The organism is Salifodinibacter halophilus (assembly GCA_012999515.1).
Taxonomy (GTDB): domain Bacteria; phylum Pseudomonadota; class Gammaproteobacteria; order Nevskiales; family Salinisphaeraceae; genus Salifodinibacter; species Salifodinibacter halophilus.
Genome location: JABEEB010000001.1, coordinates 2,101,039 through 2,124,541, shown reverse-complemented (window position 1 = coordinate 2,124,541; position 23,503 = coordinate 2,101,039). Strand labels below are relative to the sequence as shown.

At 59.2% G+C, this 23,503-nt stretch carries 26 protein-coding genes and 1 tRNA gene; 16 read left to right on the top strand and 11 right to left on the bottom strand.

Annotated features, from left to right (window positions below):
• The first annotated feature begins 92 nt into the window (after positions 1-92).
• Positions 93-1,145, top strand: a complete 1,053-nt coding sequence (locus HKX41_09925; protein NNC24460.1) for an NAD(P)-dependent alcohol dehydrogenase — start codon at positions 93-95, stop codon at positions 1,143-1,145.
• A gap of 102 nt (positions 1,146-1,247) precedes the next feature.
• Here the strand turns inward: HKX41_09925 and HKX41_09920 are convergent, their stop codons facing one another.
• Positions 1,248-2,255, bottom strand: coding sequence for an NAD-dependent epimerase (locus HKX41_09920; GenBank protein ID NNC24459.1), 1,008 nt, complete (start codon positions 2,253-2,255; stop codon positions 1,248-1,250).
• A 502-nt stretch (positions 2,256-2,757) separates the two neighbouring features.
• Here HKX41_09920 and HKX41_09915 point away from each other — a divergent pair.
• The 3 genes from HKX41_09915 to HKX41_09905 all read left to right on the top strand — a co-directional run bounded on the left by HKX41_09915 (position 2,758) and on the right by HKX41_09905 (position 6,527).
• The gene (locus tag HKX41_09915) at positions 2,758-3,570 is read left to right on the top strand and encodes a TOBE domain-containing protein (protein NNC24458.1); all 813 of its coding nucleotides are present in this window, start codon (positions 2,758-2,760) and stop codon (positions 3,568-3,570) included.
• A gap of 151 nt (positions 3,571-3,721) precedes the next feature.
• Entirely contained in the window at positions 3,722-4,576 is an 855-nt protein-coding gene (locus HKX41_09910; protein NNC24457.1) for an extracellular solute-binding protein, read from the top strand.
• 127 nt (positions 4,577-4,703) lie between these two features.
• Complete coding sequence (locus HKX41_09905) at positions 4,704-6,527, top strand: ATP-binding cassette domain-containing protein (protein NNC24456.1); 1,824 nt, start codon at positions 4,704-4,706, stop codon at positions 6,525-6,527.
• 56 nt (positions 6,528-6,583) lie between these two features.
• On the opposite strand, the gene HKX41_09900 is transcribed toward HKX41_09905, so the two are convergent.
• From HKX41_09900 to HKX41_09890, 3 genes are all read right to left on the bottom strand, one after another.
• Positions 6,584-6,674: transfer RNA gene (locus HKX41_09900), tRNA-Ser, on the bottom strand.
• Positions 6,675-6,820: 146 nt separating this feature from the next.
• Positions 6,821-7,162, bottom strand: a complete 342-nt coding sequence (locus tag HKX41_09895; protein NNC24455.1) for a hypothetical protein — start codon at positions 7,160-7,162, stop codon at positions 6,821-6,823.
• Between the two features lie 79 nt (positions 7,163-7,241).
• Positions 7,242-8,114 carry a 4-hydroxy-tetrahydrodipicolinate synthase gene (locus HKX41_09890; protein ID NNC24454.1) on the bottom strand — a complete coding sequence of 291 codons (873 nt, stop codon included), beginning with the start codon at positions 8,112-8,114 and terminating at the stop codon, positions 7,242-7,244.
• Positions 8,115-8,308: 194 nt separating this feature from the next.
• Here HKX41_09890 and HKX41_09885 point away from each other — a divergent pair, with 194 nt between their 5' ends.
• The 3 genes from HKX41_09885 to HKX41_09875 all read left to right on the top strand — a co-directional run bounded on the left by HKX41_09885 (position 8,309) and on the right by HKX41_09875 (position 10,819).
• On the top strand, positions 8,309-8,848 hold the full coding sequence (locus tag HKX41_09885; protein ID NNC24453.1) for an amino acid-binding protein: 540 nt from the start codon (positions 8,309-8,311) through the stop codon (positions 8,846-8,848).
• Between the two features lie 38 nt (positions 8,849-8,886).
• Entirely contained in the window at positions 8,887-9,375 is a 489-nt protein-coding gene (locus tag HKX41_09880; GenBank protein NNC24452.1) for a peroxiredoxin, read from the top strand.
• 79 nt (positions 9,376-9,454) lie between these two features.
• Positions 9,455-10,819 (top strand): PhoH family protein, encoded by a 1,365-nt coding sequence (locus tag HKX41_09875; protein NNC24451.1) that lies wholly within the window; start codon positions 9,455-9,457, stop codon positions 10,817-10,819.
• Positions 10,820-10,938: 119 nt separating this feature from the next.
• On the opposite strand, the gene tatC is transcribed toward HKX41_09875, so the two are convergent.
• From tatC to hisI, 5 genes are read right to left on the bottom strand one after another with little or no spacing between them, the layout of a single operon-like run.
• Positions 10,939-11,700 (bottom strand): twin-arginine translocase subunit TatC, encoded by a 762-nt coding sequence (gene tatC / locus HKX41_09870; GenBank protein NNC24450.1) that lies wholly within the window; start codon positions 11,698-11,700, stop codon positions 10,939-10,941.
• The gene (tatB, locus tag HKX41_09865; GenBank protein NNC24449.1) at positions 11,697-12,287 is read right to left on the bottom strand and encodes a twin-arginine translocase subunit TatB; all 591 of its coding nucleotides are present in this window, start codon (positions 12,285-12,287) and stop codon (positions 11,697-11,699) included. Before tatB ends, tatC begins: the two co-directional genes overlap by 4 nt.
• Positions 12,288-12,301: 14 nt before the next feature.
• Complete coding sequence (tatA, locus tag HKX41_09860; GenBank protein ID NNC24448.1) at positions 12,302-12,607, bottom strand: twin-arginine translocase TatA/TatE family subunit; 306 nt, start codon at positions 12,605-12,607, stop codon at positions 12,302-12,304.
• A 39-nt stretch (positions 12,608-12,646) separates the two neighbouring features.
• Positions 12,647-12,970 carry a phosphoribosyl-ATP diphosphatase gene (locus tag HKX41_09855; GenBank protein NNC24447.1) on the bottom strand — a complete coding sequence of 108 codons (324 nt, stop codon included), beginning with the start codon at positions 12,968-12,970 and terminating at the stop codon, positions 12,647-12,649.
• Positions 12,967-13,377: a phosphoribosyl-AMP cyclohydrolase gene (gene hisI / locus HKX41_09850; protein ID NNC24446.1), complete on the bottom strand. Its 411-nt coding sequence runs from the start codon at positions 13,375-13,377 to the stop codon at positions 12,967-12,969. Before hisI ends, HKX41_09855 begins: the two co-directional genes overlap by 4 nt.
• A 150-nt stretch (positions 13,378-13,527) precedes the next feature.
• Here hisI and trkA point away from each other — a divergent pair, with 150 nt between their 5' ends.
• The 9 genes from trkA to hisF all read left to right on the top strand — a co-directional run bounded on the left by trkA (position 13,528) and on the right by hisF (position 21,134).
• A complete protein-coding gene (trkA, locus tag HKX41_09845; GenBank protein ID NNC24445.1) occupies positions 13,528-14,907 on the top strand; it encodes a Trk system potassium transporter TrkA in 1,380 nt (459 codons plus the stop codon).
• A gap of 87 nt (positions 14,908-14,994) precedes the next feature.
• Positions 14,995-16,464, top strand: coding sequence for a potassium transporter (locus HKX41_09840; protein ID NNC24444.1), 1,470 nt, complete (start codon positions 14,995-14,997; stop codon positions 16,462-16,464).
• Between the two features lie 91 nt (positions 16,465-16,555).
• The gene (locus HKX41_09835) at positions 16,556-16,864 is read left to right on the top strand and encodes a tetratricopeptide repeat protein (protein NNC24443.1); all 309 of its coding nucleotides are present in this window, start codon (positions 16,556-16,558) and stop codon (positions 16,862-16,864) included.
• Positions 16,864-17,823: a homoserine kinase gene (locus HKX41_09830; GenBank protein ID NNC24442.1), complete on the top strand. Its 960-nt coding sequence runs from the start codon at positions 16,864-16,866 to the stop codon at positions 17,821-17,823. Before HKX41_09835 ends, HKX41_09830 begins: the two co-directional genes overlap by 1 nt.
• On the top strand, positions 17,820-18,257 hold the full coding sequence (locus HKX41_09825; GenBank protein NNC24441.1) for a D-tyrosyl-tRNA(Tyr) deacylase: 438 nt from the start codon (positions 17,820-17,822) through the stop codon (positions 18,255-18,257). Before HKX41_09830 ends, HKX41_09825 begins: the two co-directional genes overlap by 4 nt.
• A gap of 56 nt (positions 18,258-18,313) precedes the next feature.
• The gene (gene hisB / locus HKX41_09820) at positions 18,314-18,907 is read left to right on the top strand and encodes an imidazoleglycerol-phosphate dehydratase HisB (protein NNC24440.1); all 594 of its coding nucleotides are present in this window, start codon (positions 18,314-18,316) and stop codon (positions 18,905-18,907) included.
• 12 nt (positions 18,908-18,919) lie between these two features.
• Complete coding sequence (gene hisH, locus HKX41_09815; GenBank protein ID NNC24439.1) at positions 18,920-19,567, top strand: imidazole glycerol phosphate synthase subunit HisH; 648 nt, start codon at positions 18,920-18,922, stop codon at positions 19,565-19,567.
• A 41-nt stretch (positions 19,568-19,608) separates the two neighbouring features.
• The gene (gene hisA / locus HKX41_09810; GenBank protein ID NNC24438.1) at positions 19,609-20,352 is read left to right on the top strand and encodes a 1-(5-phosphoribosyl)-5-[(5-phosphoribosylamino)methylideneamino]imidazole-4-carboxamide isomerase; all 744 of its coding nucleotides are present in this window, start codon (positions 19,609-19,611) and stop codon (positions 20,350-20,352) included.
• The gene (gene hisF, locus HKX41_09805; GenBank protein ID NNC24437.1) at positions 20,349-21,134 is read left to right on the top strand and encodes an imidazole glycerol phosphate synthase subunit HisF; all 786 of its coding nucleotides are present in this window, start codon (positions 20,349-20,351) and stop codon (positions 21,132-21,134) included. Before hisA ends, hisF begins: the two co-directional genes overlap by 4 nt.
• Positions 21,135-21,150: 16 nt before the next feature.
• Here the strand turns inward: hisF and lptG are convergent, their stop codons facing one another.
• Positions 21,151-22,218: an LPS export ABC transporter permease LptG gene (gene lptG / locus HKX41_09800; protein ID NNC24436.1), complete on the bottom strand. Its 1,068-nt coding sequence runs from the start codon at positions 22,216-22,218 to the stop codon at positions 21,151-21,153.
• Positions 22,215-23,309: an LPS export ABC transporter permease LptF gene (lptF, locus tag HKX41_09795; protein NNC24435.1), complete on the bottom strand. Its 1,095-nt coding sequence runs from the start codon at positions 23,307-23,309 to the stop codon at positions 22,215-22,217. The genes lptG and lptF overlap by 4 nt, the downstream gene beginning before the upstream one ends.
• Between the last annotated feature and the right edge of the window lie 194 nt (positions 23,310-23,503).

Sequence of the window (23,503 nt, the reverse complement as noted above, 5' to 3'; positions counted from 1 at the left end):
GCAAAATAATATCGCCTAACGGGCTGGGACTTTCGGGCACCTAAACAGTGCGCGAATGGCCCGGCACATGATCCATAAACGGAGTTTCATAGATGAGCGAAGCACGCGCTTACGGTGCACAATCTCAGGCTTCAAACCTCGCCCCATTGACGATCGACCGGCGCGAACCGCGGCCGGACGACGTTGCCATCGACATTCTCTACTGCGGTGTCTGTCACACCGATATCCACTTCGCACAAAACGACTGGGGTGTCACCGAATATCCAGTCGTGCCAGGTCACGAGATTATCGGCCGTGTAAGCGAGACCGGCAGCGAAGTAACGCAGTTCAAGGCCGGCGATATCGTGGGTGTCGGCTGCATGGTCGATTCGTGCCGCGGCTGCGAAGCCTGTGAACGCGGCTTGGAGCAATATTGCCGCAGCGGCATGACCCCGACCTATAACGGCCACGACCCGCATGACGGCAGTACCACTTACGGCGGCTACTCCGAAGCGGTGGTCGTCAGTCAACGCTTTGTTGTCCGGGTGCCGGAAAAACTCGATACCGCAGCCGCCGCCCCCCTGCTCTGCGCTGGCATCACGACCTATTCACCATTGGTGCATTACGGCGTCAAACCTGGGCATAAAGTCGGCGTCGTCGGCATGGGCGGCCTCGGTCATATGGGCATCAAATTCGCCCGCGCACTCGGTGCTGAAGTCACGGTGTTCACGCGCTCCGAAAGCAAGGTCGCAGAAGCGACCAGTCAGGGCGCGCATCACGTCGTGATTTCCAGCGACGACGACCAAATGGCCAACATTGCCGGCCAACTCGACTATGTGCTGGACACCGTGCCGGTACCGCACGACGTCAATCCGTATCTGAATGCACTGACATTCGACGGCATCCACATCCTCGTCGGCCTGCTCGATGCCGTCGATCCGGAGTTGCAGGGTGCCAACCTTGTCGGCAATCGACGCGTGCTGGCTGGTTCATTGATCGGCGGCATGCCGGAAACCCAGGAAATGATGGATTTCTGCGCCGACAACGACATCACCTGCGATATCGAGATGTTGGACATCAATAACATCAACCACGCCTACGAGCGCATCAAACAAAGCGATATCAAATATCGTTTCGTGATCGATATGCACTCGTTAAAACAGTAGTCCTATACGCCAGTCGGCTGGCCGGTTCGTTTGAACCGGCCAGCTGCTGACTCGCTCACAGAGAAACGAGCGACGCCTGCGCGTCCACCCGGACCAATCGGGCTACACCCGATAATAATCGCGATACCAATCGACAAAGCGCTGCACACCTTCGGCGACCCCCACCTGCGGCCGATATCCAACGGCCTCGAACAAATCCGAGACATCGGCATGAGTGGCTTCAACGTCGCCCGGCTGCATCGGCTGATAATCCTTAGCGGCGGTTATACCAAGGCTAGATTCCAGGCACTCGATAAAGTGCATCAACGCCACAGATTCGCCGTTGCCGATGTTGTAAATCCGCCACGGGACATTACTGGATCCCGGATCGGGCGCATCACTTGACCAATTCGGATTCGGCGTCGCCGTTTGGTCGATCGCACGAACCACGCCTTCAGCGATATCGTCGATGTAGGTGAAATCACGCCTGTGGCGGCCTTCGTTGAACACGGGGATTGACTCACCAGCGACCATTTTCGACGCAAAATGAATCGGCGCCATATCCGGCCGGCCCCACGGGCCATAGACAGTGAAAAAACGCAGACCGGTGCTGGGCACCCCGAATAAATGCGCATAAGCATGGGCCATCAGCTCACCCGTGCGTTTGGTCGCAGCGTAGATCGCGAGCGGATGGTCGGCATCGCCGTGCGGCGAAAACGGCATGTCGGTGGAGGCGCCATAGACCGAGCTGGTCGACGCATAAACCAAATGCTCAACGCCGTGATGGCGACAGCCTTCCAGAATATTAAGCGTACCGGTAACGTTACTATCGACATAGGCCTGAGGATTCTCGATCGAGTAGCGCACTCCAGCCTGGGCCGCCATGTGCGCGACACGATCGCAACCGTTTTCGGCAAATACCCGGGTCACCGCCTCATGATCGGCCAGATCGATCACCTCGCTGACAAACCCCGGCTTTTGTTCGAGCCGAGCCAGCCGCGCGCGCTTTAATTTCGGATCGTAATAGTCATTCAGGCTGTCGACACCGATGACTGTGTCACCGCGTTCGAGTAGTTGCCAAGCTACGTAAAACCCGACGAAGCCGGCCGCGCCGGTGACCAGAATTCGCATTTAATCTTTCCTTGTCGACGCTGTGAAACACAGCCACGCCATTCAGTGCGCCTTGATTTCAGTCCAGAGCTGGTGAATCAAGCGCAGCTTTTACCCCTTAACCGCCGGAGTGTACTGCAGCCGTTCTGTTTGAGCCGCCGTCGGGGTCACCGGCGGGTTTTGGAGCGCCTGATCGAGTAGTGGCTGTGATTCGCATTCGGCGCCGCATAGCCATTGTGGTTGGATAGCTCGGCACCGATATGCGCGCGCAGGCCAACGGTCGATGCCAAGGTGTTCTATTATATCGGTGGATGACGATACGCGACGTTCATTATGGGTTTTCGTGCGCACAGACAAGCGCGTTGGCTTCCCCTCCGACACGCTCGGGGTGCAGCGCACCACCCTTGGCGCCGGATAACCACGCGACTTCTGCAGCGTCAGAATAGCAAACGCCAGCCTATGGCCGTGTTAAACATGCGGGGCGCAAAGGCAACTTCACGCTGCTTCAAGTTAGGCTAAATCCGTGACCACGCTCGACAGAACACACGAGATTGCCGGTGACCTGCGCATCGGCGGATCCGATTCGCCGATCGGCAGCCAGCGTATCGCTTTGCTGGAACAGATCGCAGCAACCGGCTCACTGGCCGCTGCGGCGCGTGCAGTAGGGCTCAGTTACAAGGGAGCTTGGGACGCCGTACACGCCATGAACAATCTCTCAGACAACGCGCTGGTCGTCGCCGCCACCGGCGGCACTGGCGGCGGCGGCAGTCACTTAAGCGCACGTGGCGAACAACTCGTGCGCGTCTATCGAGCGGCGGCCGAGGAACAGAAACGATTCATCGCGCGGCTCAATCAACGAATAGACTTTCTTCAAAGTGATCTGGACCTGGTGGGACGACTCGCAATGCAAACCAGTGCCCGCAACCAATTCTACGGCCACGTCGTATCGGTCACGCGCGGTGCCGTCAACGCCGAGGTGATGCTCGAGCTGTCCGGCGGCGCACAACTGGCCGCCACCATCACCAACGCCAGCGCCGACAACCTAGCGATCGACAACGAAACGCGATTGATCGCACTCATCAAAGCAAGCGAAATCATCCTTGCCGCCGGCCATACACCGGCAGTGTCACTATCCACGCGCAACCAATTAACCGGCACGGTCACCACGATCACACGCGATAACGTCAACGCCGAAATCGTGTTGCAACTCGCCGGCAACAATACGATCGCCGCCGTGATTACACGTTCGAGTGCCGACACAATGGGCCTCGCCGAAGGCGAGGCCGCGACGGCGTTTTTCAAAGCATCGAGCGTAATCCTCGCCCAATGTGAATAATGCCCCGACGCCGCCTGCTGCGTGCGCATTGCCCGACTATTCGCTATTTAGTAAGCTTCATATCGAAGCTTGAACAATTCCACGCTCTAGATTGATCCGCCAACCGAGCGTCAACACCGACAGCCAGAACGGCCGACCCCGCCGCTTCTCCATGCGCGCGGGCCAAGTACTGGCCTTGCTCGTGTTCGTGAGCGCGCAGTTTTTCCCTATTACCGCTGCGTCGGACACGGTCAAAGTTCTCTACGCAGGCTCACTGGCCCACGTCATGCAGAAAGCCATTCGCCCCGCATTCGAAAAAGCGACTGGTGATCAATTTCAAGGGTTCGCCGCCGGATCGAGCAAACTGGCCAGCGAAATCAAGGGCGGCATACGCCACGGCGACGTATTCATCAGCGCCCACCCATCGGTCAATCGGCAATTGCTGGGTAGCGGCGACGCCGGCTACATCGACTGGTACGCCACTTTCATGAAATCGCCGCTGGTCATTGGTTATAACCCAAAGAGCCATTTCTCAAACGCGCTGCAATCACAGCCGTGGTATCGAGTCTTAACCCGCCCCGGCGTAAAAGCCGGGCGCACCGATCCGCAACTCGACCCCAAAGGCGAGCTGACCGTCAAAGCGGCCCGGCAAATCGCGACCAAGAAAAACCAACCCAAACTGGAACAACAACTACTCGAGCGCGCAAAGGTTTATCCAGAGCAGGATCTAATCGGCCGCCTGCAATCCGGCCAGATTGATGCCGGTTTTTTCTATGCCGGCGAAGCAGCCGCTGCTGATATTCCGACGGTGACCATCGAGCCAGCACACATCGGTGCACGCTATACGATCACAATCTTGGACCACGCACCACACAAGGCCGCCGCTTCGGCGTTCATCAACTTCCTGCTCAGCAAACAGGGTAAACGGATACTTCGGAACAACGGCTTTAACTTGATTCAACCGCCTTCCATTAGCGGCGATAAATCGGCCATGCCCTCGCTGAACAGCGTGCCAGCCACGAGATAAACGATCTCACTCGCTGATGTCACCCACAGCGTCACCGACAATGCTCGTCACGCGCACACAGCATGATGGCGATGCCGATCACTAAAACCGGCGCGCCTCCGTATCGCTGGGCTGTGGACGACACACCATGACCCCATTCCGCACCACGTCCATTGCGCCGTTGCTCACCGGCCTGGGCAGTCTATTGGCGGTCTATCTGCTCGCTCCGATTTTGGTCTTTTGCGTCTGGCAATTGCCCGAAACCGGGCTCAACCTCGCACAACCGCGCCTACTGGAAGCTCTGGCAACCTCAGCTGCAGCCGCCACAATCTCGGCGGCTATAATCGCCATTCTCGGCGTACCGCTGGCCTATGTTCTGGCCCACGCCCGCGGCCGCCTCGCCCATTTAATCGGCGTCGCGGTCCAACTGCCACTGGCTTTGCCACCGCTTATAAGCGGCGTTCTACTCATCTACGTTGTCGGTCCGTACACGCCACTCGGGCGGCTTTTCGGCGGCCATCTCACGGACTCGCTAACGGGCATCGTACTGGCGCAAATTTTTGTGGCGGCACCATTTTTAATAATTGCCGCACGCTCGGCCTTCACCACCATCGACCCGGATCTCACGGCCGTCGCGGCCACACTCGGTCACGGCCGGCGCGCACGTTTCATGCGCGTCGCTCTGCCGATCGCCGCACCAAACATCCGGGCGGGACTGCTGCTTGCCTGGCTACGTGCCTTTGGCGAATTCGGCGCCACCGTGATTCTCGCCTACCACCCTTTTTCGCTACCGGTCTATACCTACGTTCAGTTCAGCAGCACCGGCCTGCCGGCGACCCGCGCCCCGGTCGCCGTGACGTTACTGGCCGCGTTTGCGGTTCTCCTGCTTAGCAGTCGTCGCCCCGGTCGCCGCCGCCGACCGCGCGTGGCCATGCCAGCGCCGGTCGAACCGAACGCCGCACCCGCATCGCGCCTGGATTTCGATCTATCCGCCCGACTCGGACAGTTCAAGCTACATCTCGCCCATACCGCGGCTAGTCACCATCTGGCTGTTCTCGGCCCATCCGGTGCCGGTAAATCGCTAACGTTGAAACTGCTCGCCGGGCTGATGCAGCCAACCGCCGGCACGATTACGGCCAATGGCCAGTCGCTCGTTGACCTGCCCGCTGAACAAAGACAAATCGGCTACGTGCCGCAACATTCAGCCCTGCTGCCCGAACAAACCGTATGGCAACAGATTAATTTCGGCGTGGACGCCGACCCCGGCGTGGCTGCTTATTGGTTGGACCGACTGCATCTACAAGACCTAGAAGATCGATTTCCGGATGAGCTATCCGGCGGCCAGCAGCGGCGTGTCGCGCTGGCACGGGCGTTGGTCCGTCAACCGCGTCTGCTGCTGCTCGATGAGCCGTTTTCCGCCCTGGATACACCGGTTCGCGATGACTTAAAGCGCGAACTGCGCCGCCTGCAACAGGAGGTGGGCCTGACGACGGTGCTGGTTACCCACGATCCAGAAGAAGCCGCACTACTGGCCGACGACATCATGGTTATCGACGCCGGCCGCTGTCTCCAGTCCGGTCCACGCCAGCGGATATTCCAACGCCCGGCTTCGCCTCAAGTCGCCCGGCTTGTCGGCATTCCCAACCGCGGCACGGGCACCGTTCGCTCGATCGACCACATTGCGGCGGACGGCGTCGAACTGCGTGTCACCCCGCGCGCGCAGGCCACCGGCACGCCTGTCGCTTGGAGCCTACGCGCCGAGCAGATCATCATCGACGCCAACGGGCCTTACCTGGCCACGGTCATCGACAGCGTCGATCTGGGCAGCCGATTTGAGGCCATTGTGCGTCTAGGCGACAGGCTCGAGTTAACGCTTCGCGGATTGGGCCCTGGCCAACTGGCCGACGGCGAGCAATGCCGGCTTCGGATTCCGCCCGAGGCCATTCAAGTTTGGCCGGATGGCGATGCGTAAGCAGGTGTGCGCCTGAGCACTCACCGTCCAGGCCGCGCCCCACTTGATCATCGATGTGGCGGAGAGGGAGGGATTCGAACCCTCGGTACGGGAGCACCGTACACACGCTTTCCAGGCGTGCGCCTTCGACCGCTCGGCCACCTCTCCGTCGGTGCAAAATTGTAACCGTTATTGCCCTCTTTCGGGCCACGAGATCAAGCGATTATCGAATCGCGCTGATGCTCGCGCCGATTGTAATGTGACCGCCGCCCTTGGGCCACCCCATAGTGGTCTTACCGAAGCACAGCCGGCAATTATGATTCGTCGTTCGACTTGCTCATATCGATTGTCGACTTCGGCAACGGCGGTGGCGTTGTCAGGCAGCGTGCGGCCGGGTCATCGGGCGCTGTGTTAGCCGGCGCTTGCTCATATTGGCCAATGGGACCGTCGTCCGGAACCTTTGGAATATTCATCGCGTCGTCGGCAGACACTTTATCCAGCCCCGGTGGGATCGTGAGCTTGGGATAGCTCTTGGCTTTCATGTAAGGCTGGGGTTTCGTGCAATTCGGTGGCCCACTACACCCGGCAATGAGCAGCGTTATGACGCCCACCCCTAGGATAAGCAGCGTCGTTTGACGAGTGATTGGCATTGTCATAGTCGTCGCTTTGGCACCGATTCGGTTGCCGTTTGGATTCCTTGAGGTCGCCGGGATCGGTTCCGCTACGTATGTATGCTCAGGCACCGGCCGGGCTTAACCCGAAGTCGGCGAGCGCGTCGCGCACCGTATCGTGAAAATGTTCGGCCAGCGGTGTCATCGGCAGACGAATGCCCGGCTCCATATAGCCGAGTTCTGCCAGTGCCCATTTCACAGCTACGGGGTTGGGCTCCAGAAACAGAGCACTGTTCAATTTCGCCAGCTCGGCGTCGAGTGCTTCGGCGCGCTCGCGTTCACCAGCCACGGCGGCTTGACACATTTCATGCATTTTCTGGGGCGCGACATTGGCTGTCACCGATATATTGCCCTTACCGCCGACCAGCATGGTTTCCATGGCGGTGCCGTCATCGCCCGAGAAGATTGCAACATCTTCGCCCAGGGTTTTAATCAACTCGTGGATGCGGTCGAGCGAGCCCTTGGCTTCCTTCAATGCCACCACGTTATCGATTTCGGCCAAGCGCGCCACGGTCTCGGGCAGCATATCGACCCCGGTGCGACTCGGAACGTTATACAACACCTGCGGGATGTCCACGGCCATGGCGATGGTGTGAAAATGCCGATACAAGCCTTCCTGGGTTGGCTTATTGTAGTACGGCGTAACCAGCAGACACGCATCGGCTCCAACTCGCTTGGCTTGGCGCGTCAAACGAATAGCCTCATCGGTGGCATTGCCACCAGTACCGGCGATCACCGGCACGCGATTGTCAACGATTTCCACGGTCCGCCCGATCAACTCATCGTGTTCGTTGAAGCCAAGCGTGGCGGACTCGCCGGTCGTTCCAACCGAGACGATACCGTCGGTGCCGGACTCGATGTGCCAGTTGATTAAGCGCTCGAGCGCATTCCAGTCGACGCTGCCGTCAGCGTGCATCGGCGTGACCAGCGCCACCATACTGCCGCCAAGGCCCGAATCATTCGCTACCAAGTCCTCGCCCTCATTAGTTGTGCTGTATCGTAGCCGGACTGTAGATATGCGGCGCACTCACGCCAGCCCGACAACTTGTTCAGTTCCAGATTGTAACCGTATCCTTACAGGGTTGTAATAACATCTGCGTCGATCCGGCGTTCGCCGACCCCCAACCTTTTATGGCCGACACCAAAAAATATCTGTCGATCGTTGCAATGGGCCCCGCCCGGGAAACGCTGCTGACCGAACTACTCACTGCCATCAGTCAACGCGGCTGCGCGATCGACGATTTCCGCATCATGCCAGTCGGCGACCAGACCGTGGTCACGATCCTTGCGGTTGGCAACTGGAGCGAGATCGCCAAAATGGAGTCAGCGCTGCCGGGGCTGGGCGATTCACTCGGGCTTGCCATTCAGTCAAATACAGCAGCCCGGCGACCGAGCACCACCGACTGCCGGCCGTACGCGGCAGATATTGTCGCGCCCGATCAGGACAACCTGCTAGTGTCGTTGTCGCGTTTTTTCAATGACTACGGCGTGCGAACCACGGAATTGACAGCCCAAACCTACCGCTCGTCACTTACCGGAGCGGCTATGTGCAGTCTGCATTTCACGCTCGAAGTACCGACCATTCAACACCCGCAAAGCCTGCGTGACGCGTTCATGGATCTTTGCGACGAACTATTTGCCGACGGCGTGCTCGATCCCATCAAGCACTGACCATCCAGATACCGCAACCACAGTAGTCGAGGCGTTCCATGGCAATCGAACTCGACCGGCCCGCGCCGGATTTCTCCGCGCCCGCGACCGATAATCAAACGCTCGCGCTCGCCGATTTCGCTGGACAATATCTCGTGCTGTACTTCTACCCGCGCGATAATACGCCGGGCTGCACGCAGGAAGGCGAAGCATTTCGCGATCTCTACCCGAAGTTTCAGGCGGAAGGCGCTGAGATCGTCGGCGTCTCGCGCGACTCGGTTCGCAAGCACGAAAACTTTCGGGCCAAACACGAATTTCCGTTCGCGCTAATCAGCGACGCCGACGAAACCATGTGCCAGGATTACGACGTCCTGAAAGAGAAAAAACTCTACGGCCGGCAACACATCGGCATCGAGCGTTCGACGTTTATCATCGGCCCCGACGGCGTCCTTCGCCGGATGTGGCGGGATGTCAAAGTTCCCGACCACGCCGACGCCGTACTGAGCGCCGTGCACAACTTGAACACCGAGTGCACAGCAACCGATTAATTTGGCAGTGACACCCAACGCCCCCGTCCGCAGCACCCGCACGAACCACAAGACATACGTGCTGGACACCAATGTCCTGATGCACGATCCGAGTGCCTTGTTTCGGTTCGAAGAACACGATCTCTTCATCCCCATGGTCGTGCTCGAGGAGCTCGACGGCGGCAAAAAAGGGGTCTCCGAAGTCGCGCGCAACGTCCGCCAGGTCAACCGCTTCCTCGACGACTTAATGGCGGCCACCAATACGGCGTCGATCGAACAAGGCCTCGCGCTAAACGCCATCAACCCGGTCATCAACGGCGATACGACGCCACATGCCAGCGGCCGAATACGCTTCGAAACCCGCTCACCAGAAACGGCGCTGCCGACGCTTTTGCCCGGCAACAAACCGGACAATTCGATCCTGCTAAGCGCACTAGCGCTGCAACAGGCCGCGGTCGAGACCGACGTGGTGTTGATCTCGAAGGATATTAACCTGCGGATCAAAGCCGCGGTGGTCGGGGTTGCAGCCGAGGACTACGCCAACGACAAGGTCTTGGAAGACCTCGACCTGCTGTATACCGGCTATACCCGGCTGCCGGATAACTTCTGGGACATGCACGCCGACGATCTATCGTCGTGGCAGGACGCAACCGGCACCTGGTATCGCATCGAATCCGACGATCTGTCCGACTGGCACCTCAACGAACTGCTGCATTTCGAGCGCCCCAACGATCCGGAGTTGATCACCCGCGAGATCGGCGACGGCGCCGCGACACTCGAACTCGCCGACGACTATCGCCCGGGCAAACGCGCGGTCTGGGGCATGCATGCGCGCAACCGCGAGCAGAATTTCGCATTCAATCTGCTGATGGATCCGGAAATCGATTTCGTGACATTGCTGGGCTCGGCCGGCACCGGTAAGACGCTGATCACCCTGGCCGCAGCTCTGGCCCAGGTCTTGGACGCGGACCGCTACAGCGAAATCATCATGACCCGTGTGACCGTACCCGTGGGTGACGATATCGGCTTTCTACCCGGAACCGAAGAAGAGAAGATGACGCCCTGGATGGGCGCACTCATGGACAATCTTGAAGTGCTGACCGGTCGCGAGGAATCCAGCGGCTGGGAGCGCGCCGCGACTCAGGAGCTGCTTTCGAACCGGATCAAGATCCGCTCGGTCAACTTTATGCGCGGACGCACGTTCTTCGAGCGCTTTGTCATCCTCGACGAAGCCCAGAATTTAACGCCGAAACAAATGAAGACCTTGATCACCCGAGCTGGGCCGGGCACCAAATTCGTATGTCTTGGCAACCTCGCCCAGATCGACACCCCCTATCTCACCGCAACCAGCTCCGGGCTCACCTACGTCGTCGACCGGTTCCGCAACTGGCCCCACGCCGGCCATGTCACCCTCGCCCGGGGCGAACGGTCGCGCTTGGCCGACTACGCCTCGAGTCAACTCTAGCCGCCAGTTCGCGCCACACCGAACGACACACGCCAAGCGACACGCCGTTCAGCATCGCTGAAATTACCCGTCAGCCTGCGCTGATCACCGGTGGCCGCGCATTACCATGAGCTGACTGCTTAACCCGCGTCGGCGTCGTCGCTGGTATCCGGCAGGAGCAGCCGGGCGGCCAGGATGCCGACCTCATAAAGCAGATAGAGCGGCACCGCCAAGCACGTCTGCGAAATGATGTCCGGTGGCGTCAACAGCATCCCGAAGGCGAACGCCGCAATGATGACGTACGGCCTGTAGCGGCCAAGCTGCGCGGTCGACACAAACCCCGTCCAGACGATTAGAAAGATGGCGACCGGCATTTCAAACGCGGCGCCAAAAGCCATAAAAAGCTTTAGCACGAAGTCGAGATAAGCCGAGATGTCGGTGGTTACCTGCACACCGGCCGGCGCCACCGATATAAAAAACCTGAAAATGATCGGGAAGATGACGTAGTAAGCAAACGCCATACCCGCGAAAAACAAGAAGGTACTGGAGGCCAATAACGGAATGATCAGCTTACGTTCGCGCTTATAGAGCGCGGGGGCCGTAAACATCCAGATTTGAAACAGCGTCCAGGGCAACGAAATCGCGACCGCGACCAGCATTGCCAACTTGAACGGCGCCAAAAACGGCGCGGCCACGCCGGTGGCAATAAGGCTGTTCTTAGCCGGCATGGCGGCCAGCAGTGGGCCCGACAGATAAGAAAACAGATCACGCGCGAAATAAGCGCACGGCGTAAAAACCAGCACGACGCCGATCAGTATCTTGAGCAACCGGGTGCGAAGCTCGAGGAGATGATTGATCAGCGGTTCCTGCTTCAGGGGCTGATCGTCTTCTTCTTCGCTCATTCGCGGTCCGCGTGCCTTATGTCATCCGCGGTCGCGAACTGGTCGTCCGGTTCATCCCCGGCCGAATCGGCGTCGGATTGGAAGTAGTGCTGCCGTGCCCGAGCATACAGGGCTTCCGCGTCTTCGCTTTCGTGGTGCGTGAGCACTGATTCGTCGACCGACTCATGGTTCCGGGACGCGTCTGCTGTCGTGGCGGATTGGGCGTCGCCATCCGTGCCGGGCGCGCTATCAACGTCGTCGAGGCCGAATTCGTAAGCCGAAGGGGGCTGTTCAGACTCGCTGGAATCGTTTATCTGGGTTGAAGCCTGGCTGCCATTTAGGTCGTCGCCCCGACCCATGCGATCGATTTCATCCATCGCATGGCGGGTCTCGCCTTCGATTTCGCTACGCATCCGCCGGACTTCTTGACGCAGTTCGGTAACGCTTGTGTCGCCGCTTATCTCTTCACCGAAGTTTCTGACGAAACGTCGGCCACGGCGCACCCAGCCACCCAGCGTGCGCGCCACCACCGGCAGTCGTTCCGGGCCAAGGATAACGAGCGCGAGAACGCCGATCAGCGATAGTTCCCAGAAACCGAAGTCGAACATCGCTGGCGACTAGGCTAGCTTTTGTTCTGGCCCGACTCTTCAGTCGTCTGCCCAGTTTTCGATTCGCTCGTATTACGCGTTTGCGCACCCGCATCAGCGTTCTCACTTGCCTGATGGTTAACGACCCGCTGATCATCGTCGTCTTCGGATGGGTTGTTGTCTTGTTCGTCGCTGTCGCTATCGCGCATCGCGCCGCGAAAATCGCGCATTGCCGAGCCGAGGTCACCGCCGATGTTGCGGAGTTTCTTCGTCCCGAAGATCGCCAGCACGATGGCCAGCAAGATAAGTAGTTGCCAAGGGCTGATACCGCCAAGTCCCATAATAACCTCGTCTACCGACTTTGATTGTCGGTTCCCGCGCTAGTTCGTTCGAGCCGCTTTTTCGTCCAGGCCGGACATACCCAGTCGCTCGGCCAGCACGGCCAGAACAGCCTGGCTGTCGAGACCGCGTGATTGCAAAAGCACCATGCAGTGAAACCATAAGTCTGCCACCTCCCGAGCTAGGTGACCATCGTCGTCCAGCTGTGCGGCTTCGGCGACTTCGCCAGTTTCTTCCTCGATCTTGGCGACTATATCGGACGCACCGCCGGCGAATAGATTGGCCGTATAGCTCGATCCACTGTCCGCCTCGCGGCGGCTGGCCAGAATGGCGTCAAGTTGTTCCAGCGTGTCGGTAGTCGTCATGGGCTTTTGTATAACGTTTCGGGCGCGACCTGGACAGTATCAGTCTCACGCCACTCACCTTCATCATACGCCCGATAGAAGCAGGATTGGCGTCCTGTATGACAGGCCACACCGCCACGTTGGTCGACCATCAACAGGATGGTATCGCCGTCGCAATCCAGATGGATACTGCGCACCTGCTGGGTCGCACCGGATGATTCGCCCTTGACCCAGAGCCGCCCCTTGGATCGCGAATAGTAAGTAGCAAAGCCGCTGTCCCGGGTCGCGGCGAGCGCCTCGCGGTCCATATAAGCAAGCATGAGAACGCGTCCGGTGGCAGCCGACTGTGTAACCGTCGGCACCAATCCATCGTCGGACCACGCAACACTCTCCAGCCACGCATTTTCGTTTTCGTCGGTTTCGGCCATCGTGATTTGGTCGTTATCTTTTTAAGCGTACCGCTATTGGAACGCCTGCAGACCGATTCGGCAATCTCAGTCGGTTTTGGAACCCGGTGGGTTTAGCCGGATCAAAGCCATTAGTTGCGCATTGACGCACCAGCGACTACGGTTCGCGCCATGAAAACAATTATTCTAGGCGCCGGCGAGGTTGGCGCGACACTTGCCGAGAATCTCGCCGAGGAAAATCACGACGTTACGATCGTCGACACGAATGAGGTCCTGCTGCGCCCGCTGCAGGATCGTCTCGACGTGCGCGCAGTCACCGGCTATGCCAGTCATCCAGCCATTCTGCGTCAAGCCGGTGCCGACGACGCTGACCTGATCATTGCCGTCACCCAATCCGACGAAGTCAACATGGTGGCGTGTCAAATCGCCTACACCTTGTTCCACACGCCGACCAAGGTCGCGCGCATCCGCTCCTCGGAATACCTGGCGGAGCCACAGCTTTTCCACCAGGAAGCCATTCCAATCGACATGACCATCAGTCCGGAGCAACTGGTCACCGATTACATCAAGCGGTTGATCCAGTTCCCCGGAGCGCTTCAGGTCGTGGATTTTGCCCAAGACAATATCCAGGTCGCGGGCGTACAAGCCTATTACGGTGGTGCACTCGTCGGCGAACCCCTGTCGCAGCTCAAGAAACGGCTTCCCAACGTCAATCTCCGCGTGACGGCCATCTATCGACGCGACCGCCCCATCGAGTTAACAGACGACACCATAATCGAGACCGACGACGAGATTTACTTCGTCGCAGCGCGTGCCAATGTGCGGCGGGTGATCAGTGAACTGCGTCATGCTGATCGGCGGATCAAGCACGTGATGCTGGCCGGCGGCGGCCATATCGGCGAACGTCTGGCCAAGGCGCTGGAACGTACCTGTCAGGTCAAGGTCATCGAGTCGAGCGCGCGCCGCGCGCGCAAGCTCTCATACAATCTCGACAACGCCATCACCCTCCAGGGCGACGCGGCCAACGAATCGTTGCTGCGCGAGGAGAACATCGACCACGTCGACGTTTTCTGTGCGATCACCAACGACGACGAGGCCAACATCCTGTCGGCGATGCTGGCCAAACGCCTGGGCGCACGCAAGGTGATGTCGCTGATCAATCGATTGGCCTACGTCGACCTGGTGCAATCCTCAGGCAACCAGATCGACATCGCGATCTCGCCGAAACAATCGACAATCAGCGCGCTACTCGCCCACGTGCGCCGAGGCGACGTGGTTCGCGTTCACGCCCTGCGCCGGGGTGCCGCCGAAGTCATGGAACTGGTCGTGCACGGTGAGCAAGACAGCTCTCGCGTCGTTGATCGCCGGATCGGCGATATTCAACTACCCAAGGGGGCCACATTTGGCGGTGTCATACGCGGCCGCAGCAAGCTTCTCACCGCCGACGACACGGTGCTCGGCGCAGGCGACCACGTCATCGTTTTCATCGCTGACAAACAAGCCACACCGGGCGTCGAACGTCTGTTCCAGGTGGGCGCACGGCATGTCTGACGGGCGCCAATCCATTTTCAAACCAGCTTGCAGCCACCTATCAGCACCAGCTGCGGCGGACGAGCATTCAGCCGGCCCTAAACCTTGATGCGCCTGCAATTCGACTACGCCTTTGCCGGTGTCCAGCGAGTCATCGGCATCCTGCTGATGATCTTCTCGACCGCCATGCTGGGTCCGGCCATCGTGGGTGCGATCTACGGCGACGGCCAAATACCAGCGTTTGTCGCCAGCTTCGCAATCACAGTGGTCGCCGGTTGCATCATTTGGTGGCCAACGCGCAACGCTCGACGCGAATTGAAAATCCGCGACGGCTTCCTGGTGGTGGTATTTTTCTGGTTCGTACTCAGCCTGTTTGGCGCTCTTCCATTCATTCTGGTTACAACGCCGCAGATATCGATCACCAACGCCGTGTTCGAGTCCGTATCCGGCCTGACGACGACCGGCGCGACCGTGCTGACCGAGCTCGACTACATGCCACACGCCATCCTGTTCTGGCGCGTGCTACTCCATTGGATGGGCGGCATGGGTGTCATCGTGCTGGCCATCGCCGTGCTGCCAATGTTGGGTGTGGGTGGCATGCAACTCTATCGAGCCGATACGCTCGGCCCGGTTAAAACCTCGAAACTCACCCCGCGTATCCGCGAGACGGCCAAGATGCTCTGGTATCTCTACGTCTCGCTGACGGCGGCCTCCGCGCTACTTTTCTGGCTCGCCGGCTTGTCCCCGTTCGATGCGATTTCGGACGCGTTTTCGGCGATCGCGACCGGTGGTTTCGCCAACCATGACCAATCAATCGGCTACCACGACAGCGCACTGGTGGAATTGATCTCGATTGTCGCCATGCTACTCGGCGCTACTAGCTTCAGCATGCATTTCGCGATCTGGCGCAGCGCCAACCCACTCGACTACTGGCGCGACTTCGAAACGCGCATGCTCTGGATCATGGCCGCGGGTGCCACCGCTTTGGCCACCGTGGTTTTGCTCGCCCACGGCACTTATACCGATCCAGGCACGGCGATCATCCGCGCCCTGTTTCAAGTCGTCTCGATCGGCACCACGACCGGGTTTACCACCACCGATTACAGCGTCTGGCCCAGCTTTTTGCCGATGTTTTTGATTCTCGGCAGCTTCGTCGGCGGCTGCGCGGGATCGACCACGGGTGGCATGAAGGTCGTCCGTGTTGTCCTGCTGGCCAAACAGGGCCTTCGAGAAATACGCCGGCTCGTCCATCCGAGCGCCATGTTTCCGGTCAAGATGGGCGAACAAGTCGTGGCCAACCGCGTGGTCCACGCTGTGTGGGGATTTTTCTCGGTCTACATCACCGTTTACGTGGTGCTGTTTCTGATTTTACTCGGCTTCAATCTAGATCCGGTCACGGCGTTTTCAGCCGTCGCGGCAACACTGAACAACCTTGGCCCCGGTCTCGGTGATATTTCCAGCACCATGACCTCACTCCCGGCTTTAGCCAAATGGGTGCTATGCGTGGCGATGCTGCTCGGACGCCTCCAGATTTTCACGCTACTCGTGATTTTTACACCAACTTTCTGGCGGCACTGATGGGCCGGCATCGAGTTGCTTATAATCACACTGACAAATATTCAAATACGCCGGGTCCATAGGCAAAAAGGTGCGCGAACAACTCGAAAACATGCTTGCCGCCGGCCACGACGGGCCGTTGCTTCGGTTCAGTCTGGGCGATCTACTATTCAAGGCCGACGAGACCGCTGAAGCGGCCCGGCATCTAGGTGCTGCCGTGGCGCACGACCCCGAATACTCGGCTGCGTGGAAACTCTACGGACAATCGCTGGCGGCCGATGATCGCCCGCGTGAAGCTTTTGAGGCATTCAACACCGGCATCGAAGTCGCCGAACGCCGCGGCGACCACCAAGCCGCCAAAGAAATGCGAGTCTTCGCCAAACGCGCACAAAAGCACCTGGACACGCCCGATAACGAGTGATGGCAGTTTATACCCGGCTGGCCGCGGCCGATATCCGCGCGGTCCTCGACGCCTACTCGGTCGGTGAACTAACCGACTTCCGCGGTATCGGCGAAGGCGTGACCAATTCGACGTATTTCGTCGACACTACGCTCGGCGCCTGGGTTTTAACCGTGTTCGAGGATCTCGAACACAGGTCGCTGCCGTTTTTCATGCAGTTAATGGACCACCTCGCTGGCCACGGATTGCCGGTTATTCATCCAGTCGCGCGTGATGACGGCGGTTTTCTCAGCGAGATTTGCAACCGTCCATGCGCCCTGGCTTATCGGCTGCCGGGCGCCAGTGTTGTCGAGCCGGGTCCGGCGCATTGCGCATCGCTGGCCCGCGTAGTCGCCGAAATGCACCGCGCTGCGTCCGGTAGCGGGCTAAGTCAGGCCAACCCGCGTGATCTCGCGTGGATCGCAGACAATCGCCCACAGCTGGCATCCGTGCTAACAGCCGATCAGCGCGCGCTTGTCGACGCCGAACTCGCAGATCAACGGGCAGCTCTCGCGGCCTATGACGGGCTACCGCGCACGCTGATCCATGCCGACCTGTTCCGCGATAACGTGCTGTTCGAAGGCACACGCGTGACCGGCGTTATCGACTTCTTCTACGCCTGTGACGAACACACCCTGTTCGATCTGGCCGTGATCTGCTGCGACTGGGCATTCGATGCCGACAACCAATTCCACGCTGACTGCTGGGCGGCGTTTATCGCCGCCTATCAACAACGCTGCACGCTCGGTCAGCCGGAAATCGATGCCTGGCCACGCATGCTCGGTGCCGCGGCACTTCGTTTCTGGGTCTCACGCCTGATCGACTATCACTTTCCGCGTAGCGCAGCAGCTCCGAACGTGCACGACCCAGCACCGTTCGAACGCCTGTTGCGACAACTGCGCGCCGATCCGCCGGCCCTCATGCCGCGCCAGTCATCGTGATCGCCTTACTGCAACGCGCCCAACGCGCCAGCGTTTCCGTCGACGGCACCTCGATCGCCCATATCGAGACCGGGATCTGTACGTTTGTCGGCGTCACGGCTACCGACGACCACAGCAACGCCGCACGTCTAGCCAAGCGCGTGGCCGCCTACCGGCTGTTCAGCGATAGCGCGGGCCGTATGAATGTCAATGTCGTCGATGCTGGCGGCGCTGTGCTCGCCATCCCTCAATTCACACTAGCGGCCGACACGTCGCGCGGTAATCGCGCCGGCTTCGGACCGACAGCCGAACCAGCGATCGCTAACACATTGTTTGACGTATTCGTCGCCGAATTAAACACTCGAGATGCACCCGTTGCCACCGGACGCTTCGGGGCCGATATGCAGGTCGAACTGGTCAACGACGGCCCGGTGACCTTCTGGATCGAGGGTTAGCGCACACCGACAAATATGCGTATTATCAGAACGTCCGGGGATAGGAACCAGCCGGCATGACAAGCCGCCAAACTACAAATCGTCGCCAAACCGCTGAAACCAATGTCGAGATAACGCTCGACCTTGACGGCACGGGGGCGCTCGCAGGCAGTACCGGCATCGGTTTTTTCGACCATATGCTCGCGCAGATCGCGCGACACGGCCTAATCGATATTGAACTCAGTGTGGCCGGAGATACCTGGGTCGACGACCACCATACGGTCGAAGATGTCGGTCTCGTATTCGGCGCCACGCTTACGTCGGCACTCGGTGACAAAACAGGCATCGTTCGCTACGGCCATGCAATTGTGCCGCTGGACGAAGCGCTGACGCGCGCCGTCATCGACTGTTCGGGCCGCGCTGGGCTGTACTTCGATGTGACGTTCTACTGCGACAAGATCGGCACGTTCGACGTCGAACTCGTGCGAGAGTTCTTTCAAGGCGTCGCCCGCGGCGCGGACCTCACGCTTCACCTCGACGGGCTCAAAGGCAGCAACGCGCACCACGTCGCCGAGACCTGCTTCAAAGCATTCGCCCGCGCGCTTCGTGGCGCGATCGCGATCGACGAGCGCCGCACGAATCAGACACCGTCCACAAAAAACACACTCTAGACGGACCACGCAATGGCGACTGTCGGCATTATCGACTACGGCATGGGCAATCTGCACTCGATCGGAAAAGCACTCGACCACGTGTCATCCGGCGAGTCCATTGAAGTCAGTTCCGACCCCAAGAACCTGGCGACCAAGGACCGGTTGATTCTGCCCGGCGTCGGCGCGATCGGGTATTGCATGAACGAACTGGCGCGACTCGGCCTAGACGACATGGTCCGGCGCTTTATCGAGACACGACCGTTGATGGGAATCTGTCTCGGCATTGAGATGTTGATGGCGCACTCGGAGGAGTCGGGCGGCGTATCGTGTCTAGGCGCTTTTGACGGCGATACCGTGGCGTTTGCATCCCCCGACGCACAGCCGGATGGTCGCCGGCGCAAAATTCCACACATGGGTTGGAATCAGATCCGCCAGACCCGCGATCATCAACTCTGGCAAAACATCGACGCAGCCAGTTGGTTTTATTTCGTCCACAGCTACTACGCGCTGCCAACCAACGCGAACGATATCGCCGGTACAACAACCTACGGCCTGGAGTTTGCTTCGGTGCTACTGCGTCCTAATGTCTTTGCCGTACAGTTTCACCCCGAAAAGAGTCAGTCACCAGGCCTGCAACTGCTGGCCAATTTTCTCGCCTGGAACGGACAGGCCGGCTGACTAACGATCCAACAAGCCGCTGACACAAGGGAGGTTAAGGCGTGCAATTGATCCCCGCGATCGATATCAAGGATGGCCAGTGCGTACGTCTGCGCCAGGGCCGGATGGACGACGCAACGGTCTTCGACGAAGACCCGGTGCGCGTCGCCGAGCACTGGTTGGCAACAGGCGCCGACCGGCTTCATGTTGTCGACCTCGACGGCGCCCGCGCCGGTCGCCCCGTCAACAATAAAGTCGTCGGCAATATCGTCGCTGCGGCTGGTGACGTCCCGGTGCAAATCGGCGGCGGCATTCGCGAAGAAACCGATATCGACACATATCTGGAACAAGGCGTCGAATACGTCATTCTAGGCACTCGGGCCGTGTCTGGACCCCATTTCGTCGCTGACGCGGCAGTCGAATTCCCCGGCCACATCATCGTGGGACTCGACTCGGAAAACGGCATGGTCGCCACCGATGGCTGGTCGAAACTCTCCAACCACCGAGTCGGAGAACTAGCCTCGCGTTTCGAAGCCGAAGGGGTCGTTGCGATTATTCATACCGATATCGCCCGCGACGGCATGATGCAAGGCTTGAACGCCGATGCCACGCAAACTCTCGCCAGCGAGCTGACTATACCCGTCATTGCTTCCGGCGGGGCAACCAATCTCGACGACATCCGCGCGCTGCTGGATGCCGAGGAGGAAGGTGTCAGTGGCGTGATACTCGGCCGCGCGCTCTACGAAGGCGGCATCGACTTCGGCGAAGCTCGCGCCCTGGTCGACAAAGCGCACACGACACCATGAGCCTAGCCAGGCGCATCATCCCCTGTCTGGATATAGACCAGGGACAAGTCGTCAAGGGCGTTCAATTCCTCGACATCAAACAAGCCGGCAATCCCATCGAAGTCGCGCGGCGCTATGATCGTCAAGGTGCCGATGAGCTGGTCTTTCTGGACATCACCGCCAGTCACGAGGAACGGGCCACACTATTGAACGTCGTGGAACGCGTGGCGGGCGAAGTGTTCATCCCGCTCACTGTCGGCGGCGGTGTCCGCACATTGGCCGACGTCCGTCGCCTCTTGTCAGCAGGCGCCGACAAGGTCTCGATCAATACCGCGGCCATCGACAACGCCGATTTTATTGGCGAAGCGGCAGCACGCTACGGCTCGCAGTGCATCGTCTCAGCGCTCGACGCCAAGCGGGTTTCACACGACGACGAAGCCCCACGCTGGGAGATATTCACCCATGGCGGACGGCGTGCGACAGGCATCGAAGTCATCGAGTGGGCACAAAAGCTAACCGCGCTCGGCGCCGGCGAAATCCTGCTCACCAGCATGGACAAAGACGGCACAAAATCCGGTTTCGACGTCGCGTTGACGCGCGCCATCTCGGATGCGGTGGACATCCCGGTAATCGCTTCGGGCGGTGTGGGCGAACTTGATGACCTCTACGACGGCCTGGCAGCCGGCCATGCTGACGCTGTGCTGGCCGCGTCGATCTTTCACTTTGGCACCTACACCATCCAGCAGGCCAAGGCCTATCTGCGCGAGCGTGGCCTTGTGATGCGTAACACCGCGATAAGCTAGCACCCCGCTCCCGGTCCTAATCCAGCCGACGAATCCAGATTGCGGTCGCGCTCGCCAACACGAGCGTCGGCAACAGTGCGGCCAACGGCGGCCACACGCCATAAACTGGCGCCATCGCCGCCACAATACGGTGTAGCAACACGAAAGCGAGCCCACCCAAGCCGCCGATGAACAGCCGTTGGCCCGCACCGGCGTCACGCAAGGCGCCAAAAGCGAATGGCAGCGCGAAAATCGCCAACACGAAGGCCGTGATCGGCGTCGCGACCTGCTGCCAGAAAGCAAGCCGATAGCGCGTCGCATCGACGTCGTTGGCCTCGAGAAATTGGATGTAGTGATGCAGCCCGACGATAGTCAATTGTGACGGCGCCGTGACGGCCAATTTGAGAATATGCTGATCGATCGTCACCGGCATGGCACGCCGATCCGGATGTTCGGTGGTCACACGCTGGGTCGACAGCTTCGTGATCCGTGGGTTATCCAGAACAAGCTGATTCTTTTTGACCCGACCCTTGTCCGACGCCACGATTTTGCCAATGCCGCCGCCAGAATCGAACTGATAAACGTGGATGCCGGTCAGCCGCCCGTCAGGTAGCACATGGCCGAAGTTAAAAACCTTGTCTTTCTGACGTAACCAAATCCCGCTGCCCAATGCGCCAGAATTCTCACCACCGTTTAGCGCAGTGTGCTGAACCGATAGTGCAGCGGTCTGTGCACGCGGCGCAATATAAGTACTGATTGCGAGCGTAATAGCCGCCAGAATCGCGCCGATAATCGCGACAGAACCAGCGAGTCGACGCATCGAAAGCCCAGCACCGCGGATCACGATTAATTCCGAATGACTTGCCAACGACCCCAGACCTGCCAGCGCTCCAAGCAGCACGATCGCCGGCAGCGTCAAGAGAATACGGCTGGGTAATTGCAGCATGACAACACCAAGCATCGCGATAACGTGGTAGTTGCCCTGGCCGATTTCGTCGAGTTGATTAATTACGCCGATCAACATCATCAACGCAATGATGACTACCGCCACGACGGCAGTCGCAGCGAAGATCGTACGTGCGATGTAGCGGTCGATCAGCGTCATCGCGCATGCCTCGATAAGTAGAACCAGCCCTGCTGACGCGCCATGAGTACGCACGCGAGGCCGAGCACAATCAGATGCACCCACCAGACACCAACCCATGCCGAAACCGCACCTGATTTGATCGCAGTAGACGCTAAGTTGATGCCGTTGACATAAAACACGCACAGCACGATGCCAAGCACGATCCTTCCATAGCGCCCGGCGCGAGGCGGCACCTGCCCAATCGGCAACGCCAGCAACGCGAGGATGATGATGGATAACGGCACAGACAGCCGAATCTGCCAATCAGCAATGGCATCCGGGTCATTGCTGGCCATCAGATACAACGTAGATTTGGTGTTGAAACTATCGGACGGCGACGCTTGCCCTGGTTTAACCTGAATACCGTATTCGTCAAAGCGCACGATGCGGAAATCGGCCTTGCCGGCCACGCCCTCGTAACGCCAACCATCGTGCAAAACGAACACCACACGCCCGGTTTCCGAATTGGTCCGCTGAGTCGCACGTTTCGCATGGATCACAACCGGCCGAGACTTATTGCTCTCCGGAGTTTGATCTAACTGTATAAAGATTTCGGCGAGGCCGCCGCTTTGCGTCCGCCGCCCCCCGTAGAACGTCATATCGCCGTTGCGAAAGCTGCGAAACTGACCGGGTGACAGCGACTGGATCATGGACACAACGTTCTGCTGCTCCAGCGCGTGCATCGAGCGCTCAGCATACGGCTTAGCGACATTACTGATACCGCCCGCCAGAATCGCCCCCGCGACCGCAAACGCAAGAATCGGTTTATATACCCGCCAGATACCGCTGCGGCAGGCAAAAAGCGCCATCATTTCGTTGTCGCGACACAGTCGTCCGAGTACCAGCAGTATTGCCAGGAAAATCGCGACCGGCAGGACGATCTCCAGGTTCTTGATCAGCGTATCGAGCGCCAACCGAAACACGGTATCCACGGGGATTTGTCCGGCCGCGGCACGCGCAACATACTTAGACAAACCGAGCCCAAGCGTCAGCACCGAAAACACACCGGTGATAACGAGCCATGTGCGCGTTAACTCGGCTAGTAAATAGCGAAAGAGTATCGTCGTCATGAACGAATACTTTCAGCTACCGACTGAACGAAAACTTCTACTTCGTTCGGCTATTGGCATGATTTTTTTCAAAAATCGGTGTAAAATAATGTTGACTTCCACAATTAGGCGCGCAGACGTAACAACCACACTCAAGTCTGCATGCCGATGCATTGTGAACAAAGTCCGATAGCTTTGCATACCGAGCGCGCATA

Bases quoted from the DNA above. Each gene is read 5' to 3' on its own strand.
- HKX41_09925 (NNC24460.1), top strand. From the start codon at position 93: ATGAGCGAAGCACGCGCTTACGGTGCACAATCTCAGGCTTCAAACCTC.
- HKX41_09920 (NNC24459.1), bottom strand. From the start codon at position 2,255: ATGCGAATTCTGGTCACCGGCGCGGCCGGCTTCGTCGGGTTTTACGTA.
- HKX41_09910 (NNC24457.1), top strand. From the start codon at position 3,722: ATGCGCGCGGGCCAAGTACTGGCCTTGCTCGTGTTCGTGAGCGCGCAG.
- HKX41_09905 (NNC24456.1), top strand. From the start codon at position 4,704: ATGACCCCATTCCGCACCACGTCCATTGCGCCGTTGCTCACCGGCCTG.
- HKX41_09895 (NNC24455.1), bottom strand. From the start codon at position 7,162: ATGACAATGCCAATCACTCGTCAAACGACGCTGCTTATCCTAGGGGTG.
- HKX41_09890 (NNC24454.1), bottom strand. From the start codon at position 8,114: ATGGTGGCGCTGGTCACGCCGATGCACGCTGACGGCAGCGTCGACTGG.
- HKX41_09885 (NNC24453.1), top strand. From the start codon at position 8,309: ATGGCCGACACCAAAAAATATCTGTCGATCGTTGCAATGGGCCCCGCC.
- HKX41_09880 (NNC24452.1), top strand. From the start codon at position 8,887: ATGGCAATCGAACTCGACCGGCCCGCGCCGGATTTCTCCGCGCCCGCG.
- HKX41_09875 (NNC24451.1), top strand. From the start codon at position 9,455: ATGCACGATCCGAGTGCCTTGTTTCGGTTCGAAGAACACGATCTCTTC.
- tatC (NNC24450.1), bottom strand. From the start codon at position 11,700: ATGAGCGAAGAAGAAGACGATCAGCCCCTGAAGCAGGAACCGCTGATC.
- tatB (NNC24449.1), bottom strand. From the start codon at position 12,287: ATGTTCGACTTCGGTTTCTGGGAACTATCGCTGATCGGCGTTCTCGCG.
- tatA (NNC24448.1), bottom strand. From the start codon at position 12,607: ATGGGACTTGGCGGTATCAGCCCTTGGCAACTACTTATCTTGCTGGCC.
- HKX41_09855 (NNC24447.1), bottom strand. From the start codon at position 12,970: ATGACGACTACCGACACGCTGGAACAACTTGACGCCATTCTGGCCAGC.
- hisI (NNC24446.1), bottom strand. From the start codon at position 13,377: ATGGCCGAAACCGACGAAAACGAAAATGCGTGGCTGGAGAGTGTTGCG.
- trkA (NNC24445.1), top strand. From the start codon at position 13,528: ATGAAAACAATTATTCTAGGCGCCGGCGAGGTTGGCGCGACACTTGCC.
- HKX41_09840 (NNC24444.1), top strand. From the start codon at position 14,995: ATGCGCCTGCAATTCGACTACGCCTTTGCCGGTGTCCAGCGAGTCATC.
- HKX41_09835 (NNC24443.1), top strand. From the start codon at position 16,556: ATGCTTGCCGCCGGCCACGACGGGCCGTTGCTTCGGTTCAGTCTGGGC.
- HKX41_09830 (NNC24442.1), top strand. From the start codon at position 16,864: ATGGCAGTTTATACCCGGCTGGCCGCGGCCGATATCCGCGCGGTCCTC.
- hisB (NNC24440.1), top strand. From the start codon at position 18,314: ATGACAAGCCGCCAAACTACAAATCGTCGCCAAACCGCTGAAACCAAT.
- hisH (NNC24439.1), top strand. From the start codon at position 18,920: ATGGCGACTGTCGGCATTATCGACTACGGCATGGGCAATCTGCACTCG.
- hisF (NNC24437.1), top strand. From the start codon at position 20,349: ATGAGCCTAGCCAGGCGCATCATCCCCTGTCTGGATATAGACCAGGGA.
- lptG (NNC24436.1), bottom strand. From the start codon at position 22,218: ATGACGCTGATCGACCGCTACATCGCACGTACGATCTTCGCTGCGACT.
- lptF (NNC24435.1), bottom strand. From the start codon at position 23,309: ATGACGACGATACTCTTTCGCTATTTACTAGCCGAGTTAACGCGCACA.